We start from the raw sequence: 25597 nt of genomic DNA, 5'->3' as shown, positions 1-25597 counted from the left end.
AGGTACCGTTTTTAGGGTACAAATAACTAACAAATTCGAGGTAATGGCTCGCTATGCGGCAGATCTAACAGTCGGGAAGCGCCAAAAATGCCCACCAGCTTCACCTGTTTATTCTCTGTCACACAACCAATGGTTTTGGCATTAACGCCTAATGGATGTTGACGCAATACGGCTAAAACTTGCTGTTCCGCATCGGGTTTCACCACAATCACTAATTTGCCTTCGTTGGCAAAATTAAGGGGTTCTAAACCTAATAACTCACACACGCCACGAACGGCGGAAGAAACGGGTAAATCCCCTTCATTGATGGAAATACCGCAACCACTGGCTTGCGCAAATTCATGCAAAATAGCATTTACACCACCACGAGTGGCATCACGCAGAGCACGCACACCATCAATATCACGTAAAGGCTCAATGATCGGGGTTAAAACCGCGCAATCGCTGCTGAGTTGCCCTTCTAAGCCGAGCTGTTCACGCAAGTTTAAAATGGTCGCACCATGATCGCCCAGTGTTCCACTGACAATCACTTTATCTCCCGCTTGAATTTGCTGCGCACCCCAATGAATTTCGGTTGGGATCACGCCAATACCCGCAGTATTGATAAGCACTTTATCCGCCGCGCCACGCTGTACAACCTTGGTATCTCCCGTCACGATCTGCACTCCCGCCGCTTTAGCGGTTGCCGCCATGGATTCCACAATGGTTTGCAAATCTGACAGTGGCAGACCTTCTTCAAGGATAAAACCACAGGAGAGGTATTTAGGAATAGCACCGCTAACCGCTACATCATTCACCGTACCGCAAACTGCCAGTTTCCCTATATTGCCGCCGGGGAAAAAAATAGGGTCAATCACATAGCTATCGGTACTGAATGCTAAACGGTTACCTAATGCGGTCATTTCCGCGAGAGAAAGGCGTGCTTGGTCTTCGCGTTCATCGAGAGCTTGGTTAGCAAAAGCCTGTAAAAACAGCTGTTCAATCAGCTGCTGCATGGCTAAGCCCCCACTACCATGAGCCATAGTGACCACGTTTTTAGAATCCGAGCTCATTTTACGCCTCCCGACGATATTGGTAATACGCGGCGCAGGCTCCTTCAGAAGAGACCATCAACGCGCCAAATGCCGTTTGTGGTGTACAGCGTTGCCCAAACAGCGGGCATTCATTTGGTTTACAGCGCCCCGTGAGCACATCACCACAACGTGCTTGAGGGTCATCCGACACTTGATGAGGCTGGATATTAAAACGTAGCTCCGCATCAAATCTTTGGTAATCAAGGGTTAGCTGCACACCTGAACCTGCAATTTCCCCCAATCCACGCCACTCACTGGTGGCTTTCAATTCAAACACATCGTTCAAGGCTTTTAGCGCTAACAGATTGCCTTCATCCGCCACAATGCGCTTATATTGGTTTTCCACCTCACAGCGACCATCCGCAATTTGATCCACCAACATAGCAAGAGATTGCAAAATATCGAGAGGCTCAAACCCAGTGACCACCAGCGGTTTATGGAATTCTTGGGTAATAAATTGATAAGGATGAGCGCCAATCACCATACTGACGTGCCCCGGCGCAAGGAAGCCATCAATTCGCACATCAGGCTGTTCAAGCAGGCTACGAAGGGTTGGGATAATGGTGATATGTTGGCAAAATACCGAAAAGTTTTTCACTTGGCGCAGACGCGCTTGTTGTAGTGTCAGCGCGGTACTCGGCATGGTGGTTTCAAATCCCAAACCGAAAAATACCACTTCACGTTCAGGATTTTGCTGGGCAAGATTTAACGCATCTAAGGGTGAATAAACGATCCGCACATCCGCACCACGGCGTTTCGCATCCAGCAAAGAGCCATTTTTACCCGGCACACGCATCGCATCGCCATAGGTGCAGAAAATCACTTCAGGACGTTCAGCAATTTCAATGCAGCCATCAATTCGTCCCATCGGCAGTACACAGACTGGGCAACCCGGTCCGTGCACAAATTCAATTTCAGGAGGAAGAAGCTGGTCAATACCAAATTTGAAGATGGCGTGGGTGTGACCACCACACACTTCCATTAACTGTAATGGGCGCTGCTTGGCTCTTGGGATATCCGCAATACGCTTGCGGATATGCGCCAATAAGGCTTTTGCCAAGGCAGGGTCGCGAAACTCATCGACGTACTGCATCTGTTGCTCCCGAATTTAGCCCTGTAAAGTCTCCCACTTCATGGTCTAACTGGCTCATTGCCGTTAGCGCATCAAGGGTGGCTTGAGCCTCTTCTTCGTTAATCACACTCATCGCAAAGCCAACGTGTACCAAGACCCATTGACCTAGCAGGTCCGCGGTGTCCCCTTCACAAATCAGCCCAATGTTCACATCGCGTTTTACTCCACAGACGTCAACTTGCGCTAATTGGTGGACATCTTCGCCCACCGCGACGATTTTGCCCGGAATTCCTAAGCACATAGTTGAGTCTCCAACCATGCTAACCAAGCATCCATCCCTTCACCGCTAGTGGCAGAGACTTTGATCACTTGGATATTCGGATTCACCCGTTTTGCATTGGCAATACAAGCGTCTACATCAAAATGCAGGTACGGCAGTAAGTCGATTTTATTAAGGATCATAATGTCTGACGCCGCAAACATATGCGGGTATTTCAAAGGCTTGTCTTCACCTTCAGTGACAGACAGCACCGCAACTTTATGACGTTCACCCAAATCAAAACTCGCTGGACAGACTAAGTTCCCAACGTTTTCAATAAATAGCAGGCTGTTCTCATCCAAACCTAAACGGTCAACCGCATCATGCACCATTTGTGCATCTAAATGGCAACCTTTGCCTGTGTTCACTTGAATCGCCGGCACGCCCGTTTCACGAATACGCTGAGCATCATTGGTAGTCTGCTGATCCCCTTCAATCACCGCGCAGTTCAATTTATCACGCAGACGCAACAGGGTTTCAGTCAGTAAGGTGGTTTTACCGGAGCCAGGGCTTGAAACGAGGTTCAATGCCAAAATATTTTTTGCCACAAAATCTTCACGATTGTGCTCGGCTAGATGGTTATTTTTATCCAGAACATCCATCTCAATTTGTAGCATGCGTTTTTGGCTAATGCCCGGCGCATGAGTTCCCGCTTCACCTTGTCCATAATCGAGGTCATGGTGATCACCTGCGGGGGCAAAAGTGGATTCCGCTTCATGACGATGATCATGATCATGGGAATGCGGATGCTCGTGCTTATGTTTATGCTTATGTTTTTCAATCTTCACGCCACAGGTTTCGGGCTCAGATTGATAGTAGTGGTTCACATCACCTTGATGATAATAATGATGATGAATAATCACCGTTTTACCACTATGTTCTGCTGCATGAGAGTGGTCATGGTGATGATGGTCGTGGTCATGATGATCATGGTCATGTCCATGAGAATGGTGATCATGGTGATGATCATGGTCATGAGGGTGATGGTGATCATGTCCATGGTGGTGGTCATGATCATGGTGATGTTGGTGCTCATCACCTTCAATTCTGCGCTCTCCCGAAGCACAGCCACAAGTACTACACATAATGATTACTCCATAAGTGAGTGATGAAGTTAGCTTAGTGCAACATCAGAAAAATAGGTTGATTCACCGCAAGGTCAATTCACAATTTTCGCTCTAAATCACACAAAAGGTTCTTAGATCAAAAATCTATTCGATTTCTAATTCTTTGATTCGCAGGCTGTCACCGTTCTCAACTTTGAGGTTAAAACCGTGACATTTAGGGCAAGCGGCGTCGTGAGTGTGGACATCAACACTTTCACTACAATCCCAACACCATGCTTGAGCAGGACGATACAGGATGTGCAATTGACTACCGTGTGCCACGGTTCCGCGGCACGCGATATCAAAACAAAAACGAAGGGCACTCTCTTCAATACAAGAGAGCGCGCCAATTTCCAACCAAACGCCGGTCACCTTTTTCACCTGATGCTGTCTAGCTTGCTGTTCAATGATCTCAACAGCACTTTGGCATAAAGAGACTTCATGCATTATTGGTCTCCCAGATAACGAGCGAACACAGCGCGACGTTCCGGCGATTTAGGGACATTAGGATCCGTCACAGGTAAAGAGAGCAACATCCGCGCGCAGTCATCAGCCAGATGTTCACCCTGCGTTGCAGTTAGCTTTCTGTCTAATGGCGACATTAATGAACACGCCAAATATTGAGTTAGCCCTTCCAGTTCCCCAACGGTGTATGTCATTTCGCCGTAAGGGAGAATCAAACCAAGTTTCTCCCCAACAACACGATGCTCCCAATATTGGTCAGGACCCGGCAGGATGATCGCACTCAACATCCAAGGGGTGATAACCGCCCCTACCCATTGATTTTCAAATAACGAAAATGCACTGGCATAGATGCCCATTGTCGGATGCAAGAAGGACAAATCATGCATCGATTGCTGAGCGACTCGTTCAAAAGCAGCCTGAACCAGAGGCTGCGGGTTTTGAGAGTAACCTTGGATTTCTTTTGGCATGGATTCACTAGGCATGGAGACTCTCTTCTTTTGCGATAATCTCTAACCCTTCACTGCGTAGCACTTCAATCACTTTTTGCAATGCAGGCTCTAATGCGGCTTGCCCCGTTTCTGTTAAACCAATTGCTGGTTCTAACGACTCAGGCACAATCCCCACCAGTGTCAGACGCTTCGGAAATTCATCGGTTAGGTGCAGCGCCGATAACACATCGGAAAGCCCTAACTGATGGGGTGAGATTTTACGGGTAAACAGCGCGGGTACTTCAGCATCGCGCAGTACCAAAATGCTACCGGGCTGCTGACTCGACAGCACCACATCCGCAATAATCAAATGGTCACGATCCGCCATAGCGCCAATCAGCTCCATGCCTGCCGTTCCACCATCCAATACCTCAACACATTCTGGTAAGTGATAACGCTCTTCGAGTGCTTCAACAATGCGCACACCGATGCCTTCATCACTCAGCAAAATATTGCCAACACCTAAGACTAATATACGCATTACAGCACCTTCACCTTGGTCACTTCGGAGCCTTCTGTATCGACGATATGCACCGCACAAGACATGCATGGGTCGAAGGAGTGGATCGTTCTGACGACTTCCAATGGTTTAGATGGGTCAGCCACCGTAGTTCCGACTAGCGCTTGCTCATAAGGACCTGGTTCATCATTGAAATTACGTGGACCCGAGTTCCATGTAGATGGAACAACCGCTTGATAGTTTTCAATTTTACCGTCTTTTACCACCACCCAGTGGGATAACAGACCACGAGGCACTTCACCAAAACCAACCCCTTTGATCACCGTATCTTGTGGGAAGTTTGGTTTGATAAAGGTGGTGTGATCGCCTTTACCGATATTATCCACCAGAGCTTGCCATTGAATAGACAAGGTTTCGTTTAATACGCAGCAACGAACTGTACGACCAATAATGCGACCTAATGTTGATTCGAGCTGGTCTTTAGTGATCGTGTTGCCTGTTAAGGTTTGGTATAAACCGACGACATCGTTAAAGTGTTTTTCAGTTGGCTCATGTTTCGCTGCCAGTTTGCACAGCAAGTCAGCCAATGGACCCACTTCCACGGTTTTGTCGTAGAAGGTTGGTGCTTTAACCCAAGAGTATTTACCGTCATCTTCCCAGCCAGTGTAGTCAGGAATAGTGGTGCCTTCCCAAGGGGCTTGCGGCTCGTTATCTTTGTACCATGCGTGCTTGCTGCTCTCTTTAATACCGTTAATCAGGTATTCATCAGTGTGGCTAGTGATTGGGCGATAAGTACTGAAATCCCCATTTTCCAGATAACCACCCGGTAACAAGAAGCTGCCATTTTTGTTGTCCATTGGCATTTCAGGTACACACATATAATGTTTGGCACCTTTACCCATTTCTAACCATTCTGGATAACCCGATGCGATCACTGCCGCGTCGATTTTGTACACTTGCTCGATAAAATCCCCTAAACGGTCAATAAAGGATTTCACGTACATTAAGCGCTCAAGGTTAAGTACACCAAGACCATCAAGGTTGATTGGGTTAGCAACACCGCCCACCGCTAAGTTTTGAATATGCGGTGTTTTACCGCCCAGCAGTGCCACGATACGGTTGGCATCACGCTGACATTCCAGCGCTTGCAGGTAGTGAGCCACCGCAATTAAGTTCACTTCTGGCGACAATTTCATCGCAGGGTGACCCCAATAGCCGTTAGCGAAAATACCTAACTGACCGCTGGCGACTAAATCTTTGATTTTGTTTTGAACACGGGTGAACTCTTCAGGGCTGTTTAACGACCATGTAGAGACCCCTTTAAGCATATTCGCCGCTTTGGTTGGGTCAGCTTTTAATGCAGAAGTAATGTCTACCCAGTCCAGCGCAGATAACTGATAAAAATGCACAATATGGTCTTGAATAGTATGCGCCGCCAAAATCATATTACGGATATATTGCGCGTTAACAGGCACTTCAAGATTCAGTGCGCTTTCAATGGTACGCACAGAAATAATTCCGTGAACTGTGGTACAAACCCCACAAATACGCTGCATGATCATCCATGCATCGCGGGCATCTTTCCCTTTTACAATCTCTTCCATACCACGCCACATGGTGCCGGATGCCCACGCTTTAGTGACTTTTCCATCTTCGATTTCGCAATCAATGCGTAAGTGACCTTCGATACGAGTTACCGGGTCGATAGTTATACGTTGGCTCATGCTTTACCTCGGGCCTGAGAAGGACTTGAATTAGATTTTTTTATTGCTGGAATAATCGGTAATAGGCGAACTAACAAGATGTATGCGCACACCTCGATGGCCACAAAACCGATGGAAATTAATATCTCTTCTGCGGTTGGGAAATAGTCATATCCACCGCCAGGATTGAAGGCGATCAGTGAGTAGCTCATACGCCATAGCGCAGAACCCAGTAACATGCTTAATCCACTGATATATAACCATCTTGAGTCAGTACGCAGGGATGGCATACGGAAGATAATCAGCGGGATCACCATTAATGCAGTCTCAATCCAGAACATCATGGCGTAGAAATCCATCGCCATCACATAGTGCATCTTGCCGCGGTAAATCAGTTCACCGAAACGGCAAACCAAAAACAGCACTAAGAACACTTGAAGGATATTGGTTAACTTAACAAACAGAGGTCGTTCATCAGCCCCTTGCCCTTTTAACGCTGACTGCAATAAAGAGCCTTCAAAAATCACAATGGAGAAACCCATAATAAAGGCGGTCAGTAGCGATAATAACGGCAACATTTCATAGCTTTGCCAAATCGGATGAACCTTGTGCCCTGCGGCAATCATCAGTGAACCCATAGAAGATTGGTGCATCATTGGCAGTAACGCGCCCAATGCGATGATGAAAAACATCACTTTATTCAGGCGTTTTAATGACACTTTCCAATTAAAGCGTTCACAAATTGCAGGGGCAAACTCCAGCGCCATGACACCGATGTAGATAGTCATACACACTGCGGTTTCAAACAGCACAGAGTTGGTATTAAAGTACCCTGGAATATAGAAATAAGGCAGGTTCCAGTAGCGACCCACGTCGATAGTGATAGATAAACCACCGAGAGAGTAACCAAATAGACTCGCCAACAGTGCAGGACGTACTAACGGGTGATATTCACCGCGGTTAAAGACATACACTGCCCATGCTAACGCCCATCCACCACAGGCAAAACCGGTACCAATCAGTAAGTCGAAGGCAATCCAGATCCCCCATGGGTATCCGCCGTTCAGGTCAGAGACTGAACCCAGACCAAACACTAAACGTTTTACAATCAAAATCAGGCACAGGATGACAAACGGTCCGAAGACAATCACTGGCCAACTGACTAAACGCCCACCTAGCGGCTGTTCTTTATCATGCGTTGCCATTAGAGTCGTCCCCCTTGTCCTTAGGATTTTGGTCGTCATGATTTTGGTCGTCATGCGTTTTATTGCCATGAGACTTGTCGTCATGAGAATCATGATTCTTGGTATTGCGATACACTAAGAAACTCAGTCCCGCTAATGCCGCGAGAGGCAGAACCATGCCTTTATACAAGGTGTGCTGAACATTTTCAGAGCGTGCACCGGTTGCCAGTTCATCTAGCTCTGGCAGTCCCAGATTTTGATATGGCACACCAGAAAGCACCATGACCTGAGTACCACCGCCTTCCAATTCACCGTAAATATGCTGTTGGTATTTCGGTGCTGGCATCACGTTCGGGTCATTGTGATGTACAGTTTGGCGAGGGAAGCCATACTCTTCACCCGCTTTCAGCGATAAACGTTTTTTCGCTTCGGCGAGAAGCTCTTCACGGGTACCAAAAATCACCGCACCTGTTGGGCACACTTCAACACAACCAGGTAAACCGCCTTTATCTAAGCGTTCTACGCCTTTTTGGTTACACAGTTCACATTTATGGATGGCACCAAATTTGTCGTCATAAGCATATTTAGGGATGTTGAATGGACAACCCACCATGCAATAACGGCAACCCGTACAGATATCAGGGTCGTAATGCACGATGCCTGTTTTCGGATCTTTGGTGAGCGCAGAAACAGGGCAAACAGAGACGCAGTTAGGATCAACGCAGTGCATACACTGTTTTTTAATGTAGGCGTAGCCATCTTTTTCCTGATCTTTATGCAAGCCTGAGCCATCGCTCCACACTTGAATCACGTTGTTGGTGTATGGCGTCAGTTTGTCATTGTTTGACCATGTTTGAGGACCAACAGGGTTGCGCTCAGGATGGTTAATATCCTGACACTTGGTGACGCACGCCTGGCACCCAACACAGAGTGTCGAGTCATACAACATGCCCAACGCATTTGGAATTGGCGGCCTATTTTCCGCTCCCGCCAAGCTCGGCGAAGTGGTGCTTGCAAGCAGCGCTCCCCCAGCTGAGAGCTTAAGGAAATTTCGTCTATCCACGGTTATTCTCCCCGTGAGTTGGTATCATTTTGACGTTTTTGACGCCCTAACTCACGTACAGCCATCACACTGACACCTGCCACCAGACCGACTACACCACCGATTAAGCCCACGGCAGTTGCAGAAACTTGTCCACCTTCTTTGTTATTCAAATCCGGTTTTTCGGAACGTGGTGTTTGGTTTTCCACATTCGCTAATTGGTGGATACCTTTGTGGAAGCCCACATTTTCTTCGTTACAGCCGTAGCATGGATGCCCGATTGCCACTGGCCACACGCCGCCAACGTCACAAAATTGTAGGGTTGAACAGTTGCCGTAAGTTTCTGGCCCTTTACAGCCTAAATGGTATAAACACCAACCTTCACGGTGACCAGCATCGCCGAACTCTTTTGCGAAGCGCCCCGCATCAAAGTGTGGACGGCGTTCACAGTGTTCATGAATTAATCGACCGTACGCGAACATTGGACGATTTTTGCTATCCAACGCTGGTGGACGGTTATAGGTGATCAGGTGGGCAACTGTTGCTAAGAAGTTATGTGGGTTTGGCGGGCAACCCGGAATGTTGATAACGGTTTTATCTTTGATAACTTCATTTAAGCCAACCGCGCCTGTTGGGTTATCCCCAGCTGCCGCAACCCCGCCCCAAGAAGCGCAAGAACCGATAGCAATAATCGCAGCCGCGCCTTCAGCTGCCATGCGGATATGCTCAACGATAGGTTTTCCTGCCACCATGCAGTAAATGCCATCATCTTTCAGTGGAATCGAACCATCGACCACTAAAACATACTTACCTTTATATTTTTCAATAGCATTGTGCTTGTTCTCTTCAACCTGCTCACCAAAAGCCGCAGAGAGAACTTCGTGATATTCGAGAGAAATGGTATCGAGAATTAAATTTTCGAGGGTTGGGTGAGTCGCACACAGCAACGATTCTGTGCATCCTGTACACTCTTGAGCACCAATCCAAATGACGGGTGGACGTTCTGGATCACTCACCGCATCAGCCATTTGAGCGGCGGCTTTTCCACTTAACCCCATTGTCGCAGCAAGCGCTGTACACAACTTCATAAAGTCACGGCGATTAATGCCATGGGGAGAAAGAATAGAGTTATCTCCTGCCATTTCTATTTCCTATTATGAGTGGCTTAGAGCCTATTTATTAGGCTATTTTTCTTTACGATTTTGCATTCAAAAAATAAATAAAATCCGCCACATATTAGAAATATGCATAGGAATTTAGGTATTATTTGTATTCAAAATCGCTTCACCAATTACACCTAATAAGCTGAGACCTTATTAGAATTACCTGATGTGTAAATATAAATGAGATCCTAGTCCTACCGCTTTTTAATCACTTGATCTTCATCAAGAGCCAATAAGAAATTTGGTCTTTTTTAAATTTATGATAGAAAAATCGATTCAGCGACGAGTTAAAAGATTATTTAACTTTTCATACTGATTTCAATTTGTTTAAAAAAATAGGAGATAAAATGTTAAAAAAAGATAACAAAAGGTTGTTATATCATGATGTTAAAATAAAAATCCATCCATTAGGTCTTATAGATAAGTATAATTAACCGAATTTCGAGTAACGTCTTATTTCAATAATGACTATTGTGGTAAAAACAAATAAGAATTAATATCAATTAAATTAAATACGAATGAATATCAAAAATAAATAAAGCTAAATTTATTTATTAATATATGTCTAATAAAAACAAATAAAGCCTGACTATTATTCTCAGTTATTTTTTTTCAATATTGCGGCAGCGATCGCAACTTGCCCCAATGCAAGTCCACCATCTCCCATCGGTAATTGACGAGCATGTAATACCTCAAGAGGCTGTAGATTCTCTATTAGCAAATGACGTAATAATTGGTTATGCAGAACGCCACCAGACAGCACCACTTGTGGAATGCTATACCGTTTCGCTTGTTGCAGCGCTAAATCCGCAAATCCTTGCGCCAAGGCTTGATGAAAAGCATGGGCTCGTTCCGCTCTCGGCGCATCATAAGCCAACCATTCATGCCAAAAGGTGGTTAAATCCAATTGATTATCCACCACCGGCATTGTGACAGGATGCTGCTGAACTGAGCTTTGCAATGCTAGCGCTTCTAACTGACAAGCCCCCTCGCCTTCCCAACTAGTTTGCTGAGGACAAATCCCTAATGCCGCTGCGATAGCATCAAATAATCGTCCTGCCGATGAAGCGGTTGGGCAGTTAAGCTTTCTAGCAATCGCTTTTTGTAATAGTGGATAAGCAAAAGGAGCGAGCGCCGAAGCAATGGGCTTTGTTTGCCAATCAGGCACAAATTTTTCTAGATGGGCCAATAAGTTACGCCATGGTTGGCGAGATGCTAGATCCCCCCCAGGCATGGCAACTGGCGGTAATCCACCAAGGTGCTGGCTAGAGGCATAATCGACAAGTAAGCACTCACCACCCCACAGCCGGTTATCATCACCAAAACCGAGACCATCCAGCGCCAAACCAATTACTTTTTCATTACCTAACGGAATTCCATATTCCGCCATCACCGCCGCAATATGAGCATGATGATGCTGAACGTGCATCATCGGGATATTCAACTGGTCACTTAAGGTATTACCGTAACGATGACTAACATAATTGGGGTGCATATCCCCTACTAGGTATTCAGGTTTAAATCGATAAATCGACTCAAATAGTGCAATAGATTGCTGATATTGTTGATAAATATCGATATCGTCCAAATCACCTAAATGCTGGCTCATCACCGCACTTTTATCTCTAAGCAAACAAAAGGTATTTTTTAAATCCGCACCTAGCGCCAAAATAGATGGTGAGTTTTCAAAGCCCGCTGGAAGGTCAATAGCATCCGGTACATAACCTCGGGCTCGGCGTAACATTTCCGCTTTTCCGGCATGGTAACGCACTAAAGAGTCATCCGCCCGTTGCACAATATCACGATTATGCATCAGCCAAATGTCTGCAATATTTGCTAAATCCGTGAAAGCCGTTTGCTCCGTCAGTACCGGAGGTTTGCCCGATGCATTTCCTGAGGTCATCACTAATGGCCTATTCACCTGCGCCATCAGCAAATGTTGCAGCGGGTTGGAAGGTAGCATTACCCCCACTTCCCGCAAATGTGGTGCGATATTTTCGCTTAATACGCTATTCTCCCATGCGTGAATAAGGACAATCGGTGCCGCCGCACTTTCAAGTAATGCACGTAAACCTTCAGTGACATCAACTCCTTGGTCTTTTAGCCAGTTGAGAGATGGGATCATTACCGCCAGAGGTTTGCTGGGACGGTGTTTACGTTGACGCAATTGTTCAACTACATGGAAATTAGTGGCATCACACGCAAGGTGAAAACCGCCAAGCCCTTTAATTGCTGCAATTTTGCCATTCAATAAGTCCGTCGCCGTTTGTTCTAAGGCTTGATGGTGAACCGCTAGAACCTTGCCATTTTTGTCACACAGCTGGATTTCAGGACCACAGGTTGCACAAGCATTTGGCTGAGCATGAAAACGTCTGTCTGCTGGGTTTTCATATTCTTGCTGACATTCAGGGCATAAAGGAAATGCCGCCATTGAGGTATTTGGTCGGTCATAGGGCATTTGACGAATAATAGTAAAACGAGGACCGCAATGGGTGCAGTTTGCAAACGGGTAATGATAGCGACGATTCGCAGGGTCAAACAGCTCGTCACGGCAGGCTTTGCAGGTTGCTGCATCGGGGATAACCTGAGTATCCATTCGTCCTGCACCACTATGACGAATCGTGAATTTTTCTGGCAACTCATCCCATTGAAAAGGTTGGGATTGAATAGATTCAATATGTGCAAGCGGCGGGCAGTGTTGATATAAAAGCTGAGTAAATAAAGGGATATCCGCAGTCTCTAGCAGGCGTACCAGCACACCTTCGCCATCATTACAGACGTCACCATTCAAGGCACATTGATGGGCAAGTTGCCAGACATAAGGTCGGAATCCAACCCCTTGAACCTTTCCTTTGATACGTAACTGTATGCCGTTTTTCACTCTAATGCCCTCTGGTGACTGAGATGCTATTCTCGCGCTTCTACGTATAAATAACCTGAGTTCAGATCAAAAAATAAAGCGTTTTTAAGTTTTCTTATGGCATATGAGTTCGAAACTTTATTTTAAAAATAACGTTTCATTCATTTTCAAATAATCAATTAAAAGACGAAAATAAATTAATCATTATTCCACCAATAAAAATAAATGTACCCTATAATTAAAAATCAAAAATAAATTTTAAAAAAAACGAAATCAACCCAGACAGATAAATAATATCAATATTTGATTGTCATTAATGTAAGCATAGACAATGAAAATGAATACAATGAATAAAAAATTCACATCATTAATTTTACTTCAAATATCTTTTTTTATTTTTTGGAGTTTTTTTCCTATTGGTAATGCTAATGAAAATAAACAAGAACACTGGCTTATCTTAGAAAACACATCAGAGCAATCTATTAATGACCTTCCTGAACTGCCAACAGAGCCAATAAATAAACAAGATAACAATCAGAAATTTATTGCTGAAAAAGGAAGCAAGTTAGGTACAATCCTGAGTAGTGAAAATAGCACCAATACTGCTAGAAATATGTTAGAAAATACATTAATGCAGAAGATTAACCGTGATATTAATAATTGGTTTAATCAGGTTGCTTATGCCCGCATTCAATTTAACACGGATAAAAGCGGTAATGCCGCTATCCTCTATCCCTTATATGATAAAGATAGCCATATTGTCTTCACCCAATTGGGATTACAAATTAATGAAGATCGTACAACAACGAATATGGGATTCGGTTATCGTCAGCTTAATAATGATTGGATGTGGGGAGTTAACTCGTTTTATGATTCAACATCTTCAAATAGACGCTTAGGTTTAGGCGCTGAAGCATCCGCTGATTTTATTAAACTATCAAGCAATGGTTATTTTCGCTTGAGTGATTGGCATGGTTCTAAATTAGATAATTGGCGTGATTTTGATGAGCGTCCAGCTAATGGTTTTGATGTTCGATTCGAAGGGTTTCTTCCAGACTATCCTCAATTTGGGGCAAATTTAAAATACGAGCATTATTATGGAAAGAATGTAAATATTAACAATGGTTCATATTTAAGAGACTTAAAAAATAACCCAAGCCTTTATAGTGTTGGCGTTTCTTATACACCAATACCGCTTGTAACGATGAAATTAAACCAGTCCGTAGGCAGCTCCAGCGATACATCTGCGATGCTCCAGATTAATTATCGGTTTGATCTTCCACTGAATCGCCAATTATCTGCTGACTCAGTCAAAAGTATGCGTTCTCTTACAGGATTACGTTACGACTTTGTCGACCGAAACTACGACATCGTCATGCAATATAAGAAACAAGAATTGCTCACCATTTCATTACCTAATGAATTAGAGGTGCAATCAAAGCAACAGATCAATCTAACCGCAACAATTATAAAGTCTAAATATGGCGTCAAAGACATTCAATGGTCAGCCCCTGAACTGATTGCTGATGGAGGAAGCTTTATTAAAACCTCCGTAAACAGTATCAAAATTGTTTTACCTCCCATTCAAAACAACCCTAAAACCTATACGGTAACGGCTATTGCAATCGATAATAATGGGAATAAATCGAATACGGCGACAACCCGTTTAAATGTAAAACCGATGTCAGGAATGATTTCTATTTTTACCGTCGTTCCTCAAGGCTCTGTGACAGCCAATGATTCAGATAACTATGAAGCAACCGTGACAGTCACCGATGCTGCCGGAAAAGCGCTCTCAAATACCAATGTCGAATTTACGTTATCAGGTTTCTCGCCATTATCCGCATTTACTTTATCTGGCAATAATATTTCCAGTGCTTCTCCGCTCACATTACCAACGGACAGTAACGGACAGATTATTATCAATATTTGGGGGCAAAAAGCCCAACAAGGATTATTGATTGCTAAATTAGAAGATGGTTATCAATCCAGCAAGCCTCTCCAATTTATCGCTGACAGTTCCACCGCCCAAATCATATCATCTGATATTGTCGTTATTGAAGATAATGCCGTCGCCAATAACAAAGCCACTAACCGAATTTCTGTACACATCACGGATAAATTTGGAAATTCACTAGAAAATCAATTGATTAGTGTATCAGCAAATAATGGCGCAACAGTGGGTAACATTACCCCTACCGATGCAAATGGCGATACGATTTTCTCTTTAACCAGTTTTAATGCGGGTAATAGTGAAATCACAATAACATTTAATGGCAGTCACCATACCGTCAACGTGATGTTTATGCCCGATAAGAGCACGGCTCAAATTGATAGTGCCAATATGATTTTGGTGAAGGATAACGCGACGGCTAATGGTGTTGATACGAATAAAATTAAAGTTATCGTTACGGATGCCCATAACAACCCGCTTCCAAATCAAGTAATTACAGTGACAGCAGAAAATGGTGCAATTATCAGCGCAATCTCGCCAACCAATAGTCAGGGAGAAACAGAATTTACGCTCACGAGCCTCAAAGCGGCTCAATATCGAGTAACCACTGAAATTAATGGCAGTACCCAATCCCTAAACGTGACATTTGTTGGGGATAACAACTCTGCGAAAATTGATAAAAATGACATGGTAATCACCAAAAATAATGCTAAAGCCAATAGTGTTGATACCGATCGCGTCAAGGTTATCGTGACGGATAAAAATGGTAATCCACTTGCAGACCAAATCATTACAGTGAGTACCGATACTGGCGTGATTGTAGGTACTGTTTCACCAACGAATACTGCGGGGGAAACTGAATTCTCCATCACAAGCACTGAGGCTAAGCAATACAAAATAACGGCAGAGCTAAACGGAAGCTCACAATCTGTTTCAGTTGATTTTATTGCAGATACCAGTACAGCCCAATTAGATAAAAGTGCGATTACTGTCGTCAAAAATGATGCTAAAGCCGATAAAATCGAAATTAATCAAATAAAAGTCAAAATCATCGATGCCAATAATAACCCTATAAAAGGTCAAAGAGTCACTGTGACTGCGGATCCCCATATTGGCATTGGTCCAATTCCAGAAACCGATATTAATGGTGAAACCATTATTTCCTTGACCAGTAGTCTGCCGGGACCCAGCGTCATTGCCCTGTCGATTAATAATAGTACCCAAGATGTCACCGTCACATTTACCAGTGCTATTGACCCGAGCAAATCAACTCTCACGCTAGATAAAACACGTATCGTCAATTCATCGGGTGCAACAGAGGATGGAAGAGCCACAATCACGCTCACTATGCTCGATAAGAATAATCAACCGATTACAGGGGTTAAAAATGATGTGAAATTTACCGCCAATAATAACGAACTTAAGATAAGCAATGTGACAGAAACCCTTCCTGGTCAATATACGGCGGTTGTCACCTCTTCCACTGTTGGTGATTACCAGATCACCGCAACAGTGCTGTATTCAACTTATACTGCCCAGTCACCAACAATTAGCGTGTATACCTATATATTCAGGTTAAGCAATTTAGATCATAAAATAGGAGTGACCGCCCTATATGATTATCAATTATTCGTTAAATCCAGCGATGGTGTAGAAAGTGAAATTCAATTAAATGCTAACCAAGTCAATTGGATATCCAGTAATACCAGTGTGGCGAGACCAATATCTCCGGGAGAAATTCAAGGTCTACAGAAAGGGATCGTCGATATTAGCGTTAGCAGTACTGGTACAGGTTATAAAGGTGTCCCTGTCACCGTCATACCCGCAAAATTGACCGTCAGTGAATTGAACATGTCACCAATATATGGTGATTCCACCAGCAAACCCAATTCAGCCTCTGAATACTTGATAGAGCCTCCTGGATATACGTTAACGGGTCAAGGGGATTGGGTCGTGGATTCTATCGGAAATTCCGGTGGAACGGGAGGAACGGCCACGACCATAACTAACACAGATTCGGTGACAAAAATTGATGTTATTGTGTGCCGCTTCCAAGGCGTACTGGTCATCGGTCAATTAACCTTCTACAAGCCCACAAGTAACCAGGTGATTGGAGAAGCACATAATACCTGCACTAATCCACAAACTTATGTCTACCAAATCCCATCGGGAGAACAATTTATCGGGTTTACAGGATGGAATAGTCAAACTTCATCAATCAATCGTGTTTTCTTGGGTGCAATTCGTTTTATTACCATTGATAGATAAAATGGCAGGGTTTCAGTCTCGATGTATTGACCAAAACCCTGCCATTGTCTTTTATGCTTGAATACTAAGGGAGCTCAACTGATAACAGGAAAATACCTGAATATTCATCCGGAGCAAGATCTTTGGTTTTTCTTAATGTGCTGGAAACATCAAAAGTTTGTTTCACAAATGAATCTACCGAAAGTATGGTTGATGGCGCACCATTGACTTTAATTTCAGACTCTAGCCCATCCGCCATAAAAATAAAGTTATCGTTATCTAATCCTGCGACAGCAGAAATTTTAACATCCGTTGGATTTGTGCAGCTGATCGTAAAGTTTTCTCTCACAGTATGACCATTCATCGAGCTATTGGATAATGTGCCGTGGTCAATGTAGTCTGGACCTTCAATATCACAGTTAGTAATAGCAGGGTCTAATGGTGAACAGAGAATTATTGGGTTATCTGCGGTTTGCTCACGCTGCATTTTTTGTCGATACAAAATACCTAAATTGAAGCAGTATCCAACTCCAGGCCTTCTCGGATAAAACTGCCAACGTCCCGGAATTTGCCTATTTAAAACGTTATCTTTTTCTAATGCTCTAGCCACTTCACTGAACGTAACGGGGCTTTCGTCCCATGAACTTCGCTCTCTTAATCTCACTGAGTGAGTATCAAAGTTAACAATGTGTGAGGTACCCGCACCATACCCACCATCTGCATAGGTTCCCCAAGATCCTAACTCTATATCACAAGGACAACTGCCTGTCGTTTGCACAGCCATCGGGCGATTATCGTGTTGTAAGTCCCCGCGTAAAATATATCGTGTGTCCATCCATGCGCCATGGTCAGTAACAAGCTCACCTTGCGCTGCAAATTCAGCCCGAGCAAATTGAAAAGACGATATCGCTAACAAACAGATAAGAATAAGTTTTTTCATAATATCCTTAACAACCGAGTTATTCGTAATAGATATTAAAAGTGGTGGTGGCGCTAAAATCCCCGAGTTTAATACTTTTATTTTTGATTGCGTCTTCTTCCCCCAAAATGGAAGCTTTCAGCGGGATCACGCTAGGGAATTTACTACCGTTCATTCCAACAATAGGGTATTGGCTATTAATATCCACATTGCCATTATCGCTACTCAACACGATGGCATAGCCCAGATCACCGGGGTCACCATCAATTCGCAGCGAACCTTTAATTTTCGGGTTACTGATTCCCGTAAATGACATCGAAAATGAAAAATCAGGTAAAAACTCGCACTCAGAGAGTGTAATTTCAAAGACTTCAGAGATATCTCTTTGACGATAAAGGTCTTTATCATTGACCTCATGAAATGGCACCACAAGCTCCTCGCCGCCATTGACGATACAAGGAATGGCGTGTCTCAATACTCCAGAAAAATTCACCTCATCCGCGAACGCATTCCCGGAGAAATAAAGTAATAGAGTAAAGAAGATTATCTTCATGGATAAGCAACCGTTAATGTCGCGCTAGCGGTAAACTCGCCCGGCTCGACACGAGCAGAACTTGAGCTACTTTTTACTAATGCCGCCTTCAGATCAGGTTTTTTATAGTCAGATTCATAGGTGTATACAAACGTATCGTTCACTTTCAATGTGTCTGAATCATAATAAATTTGCAGTGCAATATCTCTTTGTTCATTAATTGCTAATAAATCATTATCAAAGTAAGAACGTTTGCCTTCAAAACTGAAAATCACATCCATTCCAGATGAGATATTGTCGCATTCCCATTCAAAATCGATATCTTCTATATATTTTGTACCATCTTTGGTCGGCACTAACGAAACCACCAAGTCATCACCAAAATCTACCTCAATCGGGCGATTATTATTGATGACACATGGCGTTCCCTCTATCAAATTTCCTCTAAAGCTCACTTTGACAGCCTGTGCCACACTTGTGTATGCCAGAAATAAAACGAATGATAACAAGAGCTTTTTCATAAGATAATACCTTAATGATATCCTACAGTTAGTGTTGCAGCAGTAGAAAACTCACCTCCAACAGGTCTTATCCCATTAGCCAGTGCCAGTTCTGCGGTTAAAGAAGGTAAAGATTGGATATTATCAATCTCATATTGAGAACCGATATCCATAGGCTTGTTATCAATATACAGTTTGATATTCAAACCCGGTGTATCCGCGACTTTCAGGCTGTTTGAGGTTTCCCCTTTAACGCCTTCAAAAGCAATATACAGCTCATCAAATCGCGAATCACAACTTAAACTATAAGGAATTTCCTCTGTGTATTTACCTGACTCAATTTGCCCAATAACGATGTCATCGCCAAAATCCACATAGATATCTTCGTTATCATTCAATACACATCCGCCAGATAAAACATTCACTCTGACTGTCACAAACTTCCCATCCGCAAATGCAGTCACAGATAAAAAAAACAGTAAACTAAGACAAAACAGGTTCTTAAATTTAAACATTCGATTTATCCATTTCTCTCATTTGCTTATGGGATTAGTTAGCCGCTTGAGCGTGACACTCTGTTGCAGAACAGACAAACGGAACATCAACCTGACCGCCGTAGTCATTGATGTAATTAATCACTGGCGATGAACCTAATTGATCTGCGGTAATTGACAGTTTTTGCTCAGCAAATGGCGCAACGTCTACAGCAACAAAACTTTTTGCTTTCTCTGCGTTGGCACTTTTTCTAATGTTGTTTAATACCACGTAGTAAGCCGTTGGGTTTTTGGCATAAATAGCACCGCCTTTTTTGACTAGCACTAATTTATTCTGCCACGGCGCATTTTTCATTTGCGTGGAATCAACCGCTAAAGAAGCTGGACGATAGAACAACTTCACACGTGTTTGTAATGCAATTTGCAGTACGTTAGATTTTTTACTTGTAGGTGGAATTTCTCTTAAATTAAAGAAAAACAGGCTTTCTCTATCTTGAGGCAATTTCACTATGTCTGGTAAAGCTTCAATACGCAATTGGCTTGTTTGCCCCGCATTAATTCTTTGGATTGGTGGTAAAATCGTAAAATAAGAGGTTAGCTTTTCGCCTTTTTCATCTTGAAACCAGCCTTGCGCCAAATAAGGCAGTTGGTTATTTTTATTACTTACCGTTAATGAGACTGAATTGCTATCGCCATTATAAATAATACGCGTTCTGTCCATTGAAATTGCAGAATAAGCATTCGCAGTCACGAAGCAGCTAAGTAATAATACGGATAATTTTTTCATCATAAACATTAGCCTTCTTTTAAGATTATTATTAATTACATGGTAAGAGCAGTTTGTCGTAAATATTATGCTCTTCGATATTTTGTGGGAATGTAATCGTACATTCAGAACCTTGCCATAATACTTTCATTGCCTCACCCGGTCTTATTCCACCGATGTAAGCTTCACCTTGGTCACCCACAATACCGGTTGTCTTGCCAGCATTATTTTTAATATCCGCAGCAAATGGTGGGTAACTTCCATCTTGTAATCTCAACATCACCATCATTTTGATCCCAGAAATAACATCAAAACTACGATAACCTATTGCCCCTTCAGTGAGTGTGGTTCGTGTTACGGAATCCGCAACCTCAACATTCTTAGGTAATTTATTAATATCAACAACGACGTCTGTCTTATAGTAGCTATTAATATCTGGTACAACGACTTTTCCAGAACCACTAGAGCGTAAATGTGTGCCGTTATATTTTACAGGGACATCTTTAACGCCATTTGTATCAACAAAAACTCGTGTTCCACCTGTTGATGTGACTGGATGCATTCCTATTCCGTACCCCGTCAATGTTATGCCGCCTTGGACATTCGCAGATAATGACATTGAGTTATTACTTATATAGTTATAGCTGGTATTAAAATCATTCATATTGCCTTTATGGCTATAATAGCTACTAAATATTCCGCTATGTCGATTATTACCGATAGAAAGTGAAAGGTTATCTTTATTTTCAAGACGCTCATTCACTGTCACTTTATTCGTATTATCGTTCTTACCATTATACGTTGAATAATTGACATAAGTTCCTGATGCTAATGGAACTGAAAGGCTGACATAAACTCCGTTATCTTGATAACCCTGCATTTTGCTATTAAACATGTTGATAGACAGACCGATATTATGAAACTTGCTGGTATCAAAATATTTTGAAAAGGTCATGTTATAGCGATAACTATTTGGGCGATTCCAATAGGTTTGGTGCGTGTAGTTTAAATTTATGGATGAACGCCAATCAGTAAAGTTTTTACTTAGTGATGCAGAATAAGAGCCTTTATTGTGTCCTGCATACATAATATCTTTTTGGTCATTATAAGTAAGGAAGTCACTCATCGTCATAAATTCACGATCCATAAAACGGTATGCGGACAATTGAATTTGACTATTACTTCCTTCGAAGCTTTTATAATAATCGACTTTAAATGCTTTGCCTTTTAAGGTCGGTCCATCTGTCAATGCTGCTATTGAATGATTAAATGAAAATGAGATTGCACCAAATTGAAACAAATCACGTCCAACACCAGCAGCAAAAGAGTTAAATCGACTACTATTTAGTGCGCCACCAAAAACTGACCAACCATTGCTAACGCCCCATGAAACCTCGCTTTGTGCGAATGCATCCCCCATAACATGGCGATCCATATCCGTTGGTCTACCTGCGCTCACTTTATAACGCACAGAACCTGGACGAGATAAAAAAGGAATGTTTCCAGCTTCTACTTCAAATTCTGAAACACGCCCATCACTTTCTTCAACTCTGACTTGTAACGTCCCTGAAATACCGCTATTTAAATTTTGGATTCTAAATGGACCCGCAGGAACTAAGCTTTCATAAATAACGCGTCCATCTTGGCTAATTTTGACTACCGCGTTCGTTTCTGCAAAACCCGTCACCTCTGGTGCATATGAACGTAAGCTCGGCGGTAACATATTGTCGTCAGAACGTAATGAAATCCCAATAAACTTGAAGCTATCAAACAAATCTGTTTGCAGAAAATCTTCACCTAGAGTTAATTTCGATTTTAAGCTGCGAATAGCTCGATAAGCATAAATATTCGTCCATTTAATATCATGAGTATCATCAACTCGACTATTTTGTGCATGGTTATATGAACCTTGCCAAAAACCCCGTAAACGCCAGCTATCAAAATTAGCGCCAACCGCCCCTAATCCTGAAAGGAAAAAAGTATTGTTCGATTTGTTATCACCTAAACTATGGTTATATTGTGAGGTCAGATTATAGTCAAAAATAATACCTTTAATGCCATCTTCCCAACGAGATGCTGATTCCCAGTCGTTGGCTGAATATTCCTGGTAACTTTTAGGAATATTAATAATTAATGTTCCGGTCGATAAATTAGGTGTTACTGACATTCCTTCTAAGCTAGCAATATCTAAACACTCTAAGCCATCAATAGTATTCCACTGTAATACACTTTCAGCTTCCGAATTTAAGTCAAATTTCTCGACAATTTCATCCGTTAAACACGCTTGTGATTTTTCTTCATAACTCACAACGGTTATTTTCTGCTCAGGTATATACGCATTATTTATACTTAGTTTAAAGGGGTAAATGCCAGGAACAATATAAAGATCTTGTGAAAAAACTGCCAAATTAATATTTTCTCTATCTTCTGCGTTCAATATATTAATATTGAAGTCCACAGCCTCTTCAGAGAGAGCAATTAATGGATTCAGCAGCAATAAAGATACCGTGATGAGTTTTTTCATGACTTTATTTTTTATTAACATTTAAAAACACAGAACACATAATTTTATTATTAACTTTTTTCATTACGATGTCCTTAAATTTTAATAAATTTTCTAAGCTGAAGTAATGATTGGTCTCATTACTTCAGCTTACCGTTAATAACTAATGCATTAAATTAGTTATACGACAATACGAAATCAGTTACCGCTTGGAATTCACCTGCAACAATATCAACCGGAGCTTCTGGTTTACCTTGGCTACCTAAACCTTTCACATATGCAGCAAATTGCAGGGTATTAGTTGTTCCTTGCAGTTTGTGCTCAGATTTAGTGACTTCATTTAATACGATTGGGTCATTGTTGCTATCTACGATCTGGATACCTGCACCTGCAGCAGTACCTGTAATAGCTAATAGTGATTTAGGATCATTTGTAGCGGCCGCGCCTGAAAATGTAATATTCACGGAATCACCTGTTTCTACAGTACAGTCAATTAATTTAATATCGAACATAACTGGTGAAGATTGACCGTCTGAAGTACCACCATTTTTTAACACCACATCAGCGATTTGACCTAAATCTACAGTTTGGTCAATAGAAGATGGGTCAATAGAACAAGGTGCAGTGATGATGCTACCAGTGAAAGTAACTTTACCATTACCGTGGTTAACTGGTGCTGCGTTTGCACCAAAACCAATTAATGTCGTTGCTGCGATAGCCATAAGAGTTTTATTTAATTTCATTTGGTAAATCCTCAATTAAGTCGTAATTTAAAGAAAAAAGATAATAAGAATTCCTGTAATTAATTATTAATTACAATAGAAGCTTAAATTTCAGATACGAGACATAGTTAAATATACTTAGGTAAAACCACGATATATTTATGAATACGTTAATTAAATCTTTTTGCCTTTTGAGCTTTGGTTCACACAAATACTATAATTACACTTAAAAGCTGTAAAGTCGCCATCACCTATCGAAAACAAGAAGTTCAATAGGCAGTTATTTTTTGATACATTTACTCATATTAAGATTATTTTGATACTATATAAATCAATCAGTTACAGATAATGTGTCATTGATTCATACTTAACAACATTTCTTTCACATACATCGGACATTACTTTTTTGCAATTGGTTACATCTTTGACGCGTATTATTATCTTCAATTATCCAATTACCACAATTTAGCGTAATAGTTTTTTTCGGTTTTAATCCAAATTTATATGTATCAAAAAGAAAATGGTTAATTCTAATTTAACCCCATCCGCTATTTTTTCTAATAAATAAGAACTCAGTCTCATTTATTATACCTAATGAGAATTATTCAATGTGAATAAAATATATTCTGGTCTAATCAGTATTTCATTAAGGTACTATTTCACACTCAAATATGATGACCATAGTGATTATTTCAGGGATGTATTGACTGGTATATAAGAATAGCTAGGTAGGAAATTAGAATGGCAAATGCTCTTTAGGTAAAAAGAAACACGAAGGCTCAAATGCATTCATTGAGCCTTTATCAAATCAGATGAAATGCATTGAAACCCGAAAATTCATTATCTAGTGAAGCATTATCCTTCATATGAGTAACCTTTCCATAAGTCAAATTGAAACTCATCCCACCTTAAATAATTTGACTTTAGTAGTAATTGCAATGGTGACAATCATAATGTGTGATGAAAATAGGATTAACTGCAATACATTGATTTTATTTTTAATTATTTATTACAAACTCATAAGTAACGCATTAAATGCGTTAAAAGCAAAATCATCAGAAGCTATTTCGTATTATTCCGAATGGCTCATTTAAATAACATTTTGATTTAACGCTAACAGATAAATTGCTAGCTAACTTTAGTTCGCACCGATTAAGATTACATTCACCCAGACAACCTGAGAAGCAAGATGACCACCACTTTTATTATTGTTCCCGGCTATACCAATTCCGGCTCTCAACATTGGCAATCCTATATAGAAAGAAAATACCATAATGTTGTGCGCGTCATTCAGGATGACTGGAATGCCCCTAACCATAAATGGATAGAGCGCCTAAACGACATGGTTCAAAATACAGAGGGTGAATTGGTACTGATTGGACACAGTTGCGGAGCCGTTTGTGTGGCGCAATGGGCAAGCCAATTTCCCAACCATCGAGTAAAGGCAATGATCCTAGCCACCCCAGCAGATGTTGATTCCCCTTCTGCCTTACTCGATATTCAACAGCAGAGACCGCTACCCAATAAAAAGCTTCCAAGCCCTTCTTTGCTTATTTATACCGATAATGATCCGCATCTTGGCACTGAAAAAGCCCATCAGCTTGCCGAAACATGGGGCAGCCAGCTTATGTTGGTTAAAGGCGGTGAGCATTTAAATACTGATGCAGGATATGGCGAATGGCATGAAGGCGAGCGGTTGATTGAAGAGTTTACGGGGAGAGGATTTGTTCGCAGGTAGTTTATTTCCTGTGCTCCAGACACAAAAAAGCCACTTCTTTCGAAGTGGCTTTTTTCGCTGATTTAACAGCTAAAATTTGGTGGCCCCTACTGGACTTGAACCAGTGACCAAGCGATTATGAGTCGCCTGCTCTAACCAACTGAGCTAAGGGGCCAAAGTGGTGCCGATTATACGTGCTGTTTTGGTGAAGGTCTAGTATTTCAATACTGTATGGTGAATTTGTATCCAAGCCATAGCCATGCCATATAATTCAATGGCATGGCATCATCGAAAATCATCATTCCTAT

General features: G+C 42.1%; 21 protein-coding genes and 1 tRNA gene. 2 read left to right on the top strand and 20 right to left on the bottom strand.

What is annotated here, in order from left to right; translation table 11 throughout:
• Positions 1-26: 26 nt before the first annotated feature.
• The 12 genes from hypE to hypF form a co-directional block, all read right to left on the bottom strand.
• A complete protein-coding gene (gene hypE, locus GKR61_RS10180) occupies positions 27-1052 on the bottom strand; it encodes a hydrogenase expression/formation protein HypE (RefSeq protein ID WP_154639757.1) in 1026 nt (341 codons plus the stop codon).
• A 1-nt stretch (position 1053) separates the two neighbouring features.
• Positions 1054-2166 carry a hydrogenase formation protein HypD gene (gene hypD, locus GKR61_RS10175; RefSeq protein WP_154634343.1) on the bottom strand — a complete coding sequence of 371 codons (1113 nt, stop codon included), beginning with the start codon at positions 2164-2166 and terminating at the stop codon, positions 1054-1056.
• Positions 2150-2446, bottom strand: a complete 297-nt coding sequence (hybG, locus tag GKR61_RS10170) for a hydrogenase maturation factor HybG (RefSeq protein ID WP_036956233.1) — start codon at positions 2444-2446, stop codon at positions 2150-2152. Before hybG ends, hypD begins: the two co-directional genes overlap by 17 nt.
• Entirely contained in the window at positions 2437-3549 is a 1113-nt protein-coding gene (hypB, locus tag GKR61_RS10165) for a hydrogenase nickel incorporation protein HypB (protein ID WP_154599782.1), read from the bottom strand. The genes hybG and hypB overlap by 10 nt, the downstream gene beginning before the upstream one ends.
• Before the next feature lie 126 nt (positions 3550-3675).
• On the bottom strand, positions 3676-4017 hold the full coding sequence (gene hypA / locus GKR61_RS10160; protein WP_006659165.1) for a hydrogenase maturation nickel metallochaperone HypA: 342 nt from the start codon (positions 4015-4017) through the stop codon (positions 3676-3678).
• Positions 4017-4502, bottom strand: coding sequence for a hydrogenase-2 assembly chaperone (gene hybE / locus GKR61_RS10155; RefSeq protein ID WP_108478511.1), 486 nt, complete (start codon positions 4500-4502; stop codon positions 4017-4019). The genes hypA and hybE overlap by 1 nt, the downstream gene beginning before the upstream one ends.
• A gap of 7 nt (positions 4503-4509) precedes the next feature.
• Positions 4510-5004 (bottom strand): HyaD/HybD family hydrogenase maturation endopeptidase, encoded by a 495-nt coding sequence (locus GKR61_RS10150; protein WP_036956228.1) that lies wholly within the window; start codon positions 5002-5004, stop codon positions 4510-4512.
• Entirely contained in the window at positions 5004-6707 is a 1704-nt protein-coding gene (gene hybC, locus GKR61_RS10145; RefSeq protein ID WP_108478454.1) for a hydrogenase 2 large subunit, read from the bottom strand. The genes GKR61_RS10150 and hybC overlap by 1 nt, the downstream gene beginning before the upstream one ends.
• Complete coding sequence (hybB, locus tag GKR61_RS10140; protein WP_036956223.1) at positions 6704-7891, bottom strand: Ni/Fe-hydrogenase cytochrome b subunit; 1188 nt, start codon at positions 7889-7891, stop codon at positions 6704-6706. Before hybB ends, hybC begins: the two co-directional genes overlap by 4 nt.
• The gene (gene hybA / locus GKR61_RS10135; protein ID WP_036956220.1) at positions 7878-8933 is read right to left on the bottom strand and encodes a hydrogenase 2 operon protein HybA; all 1056 of its coding nucleotides are present in this window, start codon (positions 8931-8933) and stop codon (positions 7878-7880) included. The genes hybB and hybA overlap by 14 nt, the downstream gene beginning before the upstream one ends.
• A gap of 2 nt (positions 8934-8935) precedes the next feature.
• Complete coding sequence (gene hybO, locus GKR61_RS10130) at positions 8936-10054, bottom strand: hydrogenase 2 small subunit (protein ID WP_036956217.1); 1119 nt, start codon at positions 10052-10054, stop codon at positions 8936-8938.
• A 619-nt stretch (positions 10055-10673) separates the two neighbouring features.
• The gene (hypF, locus tag GKR61_RS10125; RefSeq protein ID WP_272537337.1) at positions 10674-12956 is read right to left on the bottom strand and encodes a carbamoyltransferase HypF; all 2283 of its coding nucleotides are present in this window, start codon (positions 12954-12956) and stop codon (positions 10674-10676) included.
• Between the two features lie 325 nt (positions 12957-13281).
• Here hypF and GKR61_RS10120 point away from each other — a divergent pair, with 325 nt between their 5' ends.
• The gene (locus GKR61_RS10120; protein WP_195848383.1) at positions 13282-17157 is read left to right on the top strand and encodes an Ig-like domain-containing protein; all 3876 of its coding nucleotides are present in this window, start codon (positions 13282-13284) and stop codon (positions 17155-17157) included.
• 64 nt (positions 17158-17221) lie between these two features.
• Here GKR61_RS10120 and GKR61_RS10115 read toward each other — a convergent pair whose 3' ends face one another.
• From GKR61_RS10115 to GKR61_RS10085, 7 genes are all read right to left on the bottom strand, one after another.
• Positions 17222-18076, bottom strand: a complete 855-nt coding sequence (locus GKR61_RS10115) for an MrpH family fimbial adhesin (protein ID WP_036956210.1) — start codon at positions 18074-18076, stop codon at positions 17222-17224.
• 19 nt (positions 18077-18095) lie between these two features.
• Complete coding sequence (locus GKR61_RS10110) at positions 18096-18608, bottom strand: fimbrial protein (protein ID WP_036956207.1); 513 nt, start codon at positions 18606-18608, stop codon at positions 18096-18098.
• Positions 18605-19108 (bottom strand): fimbrial protein, encoded by a 504-nt coding sequence (locus GKR61_RS10105; protein ID WP_036956204.1) that lies wholly within the window; start codon positions 19106-19108, stop codon positions 18605-18607. Before GKR61_RS10105 ends, GKR61_RS10110 begins: the two co-directional genes overlap by 4 nt.
• An 11-nt stretch (positions 19109-19119) precedes the next feature.
• Complete coding sequence (locus GKR61_RS10100; RefSeq protein ID WP_036956202.1) at positions 19120-19602, bottom strand: fimbrial protein; 483 nt, start codon at positions 19600-19602, stop codon at positions 19120-19122.
• Between the two features lie 34 nt (positions 19603-19636).
• A complete protein-coding gene (locus tag GKR61_RS10095; RefSeq protein ID WP_108478449.1) occupies positions 19637-20377 on the bottom strand; it encodes a fimbria/pilus periplasmic chaperone in 741 nt (246 codons plus the stop codon).
• Between the two features lie 22 nt (positions 20378-20399).
• Positions 20400-22871: a fimbria/pilus outer membrane usher protein gene (locus tag GKR61_RS10090; RefSeq protein ID WP_036956412.1), complete on the bottom strand. Its 2472-nt coding sequence runs from the start codon at positions 22869-22871 to the stop codon at positions 20400-20402.
• Between the two features lie 155 nt (positions 22872-23026).
• A complete protein-coding gene (locus GKR61_RS10085; RefSeq protein WP_036956196.1) occupies positions 23027-23593 on the bottom strand; it encodes a fimbrial protein in 567 nt (188 codons plus the stop codon).
• Positions 23594-24761: 1168 nt separating this feature from the next.
• Here GKR61_RS10085 and GKR61_RS10080 point away from each other — a divergent pair.
• A complete protein-coding gene (locus GKR61_RS10080; RefSeq protein ID WP_108478448.1) occupies positions 24762-25310 on the top strand; it encodes an RBBP9/YdeN family alpha/beta hydrolase in 549 nt (182 codons plus the stop codon).
• A gap of 77 nt (positions 25311-25387) precedes the next feature.
• Here GKR61_RS10080 and GKR61_RS10075 read toward each other — a convergent pair.
• Positions 25388-25464, bottom strand: a tRNA-Ile gene (locus tag GKR61_RS10075).
• Between the last annotated feature and the right edge of the window lie 133 nt (positions 25465-25597).

The organism is Providencia sp. wls1916 (assembly GCF_009706585.1).
GTDB classification, from domain to species: Bacteria; Pseudomonadota; Gammaproteobacteria; order Enterobacterales; family Enterobacteriaceae; genus Providencia; species Providencia lanzhouensis.
Note: the sequence above shows the minus strand (reverse complement) of the source record. Positions and strands in the feature narration are given on the sequence as shown.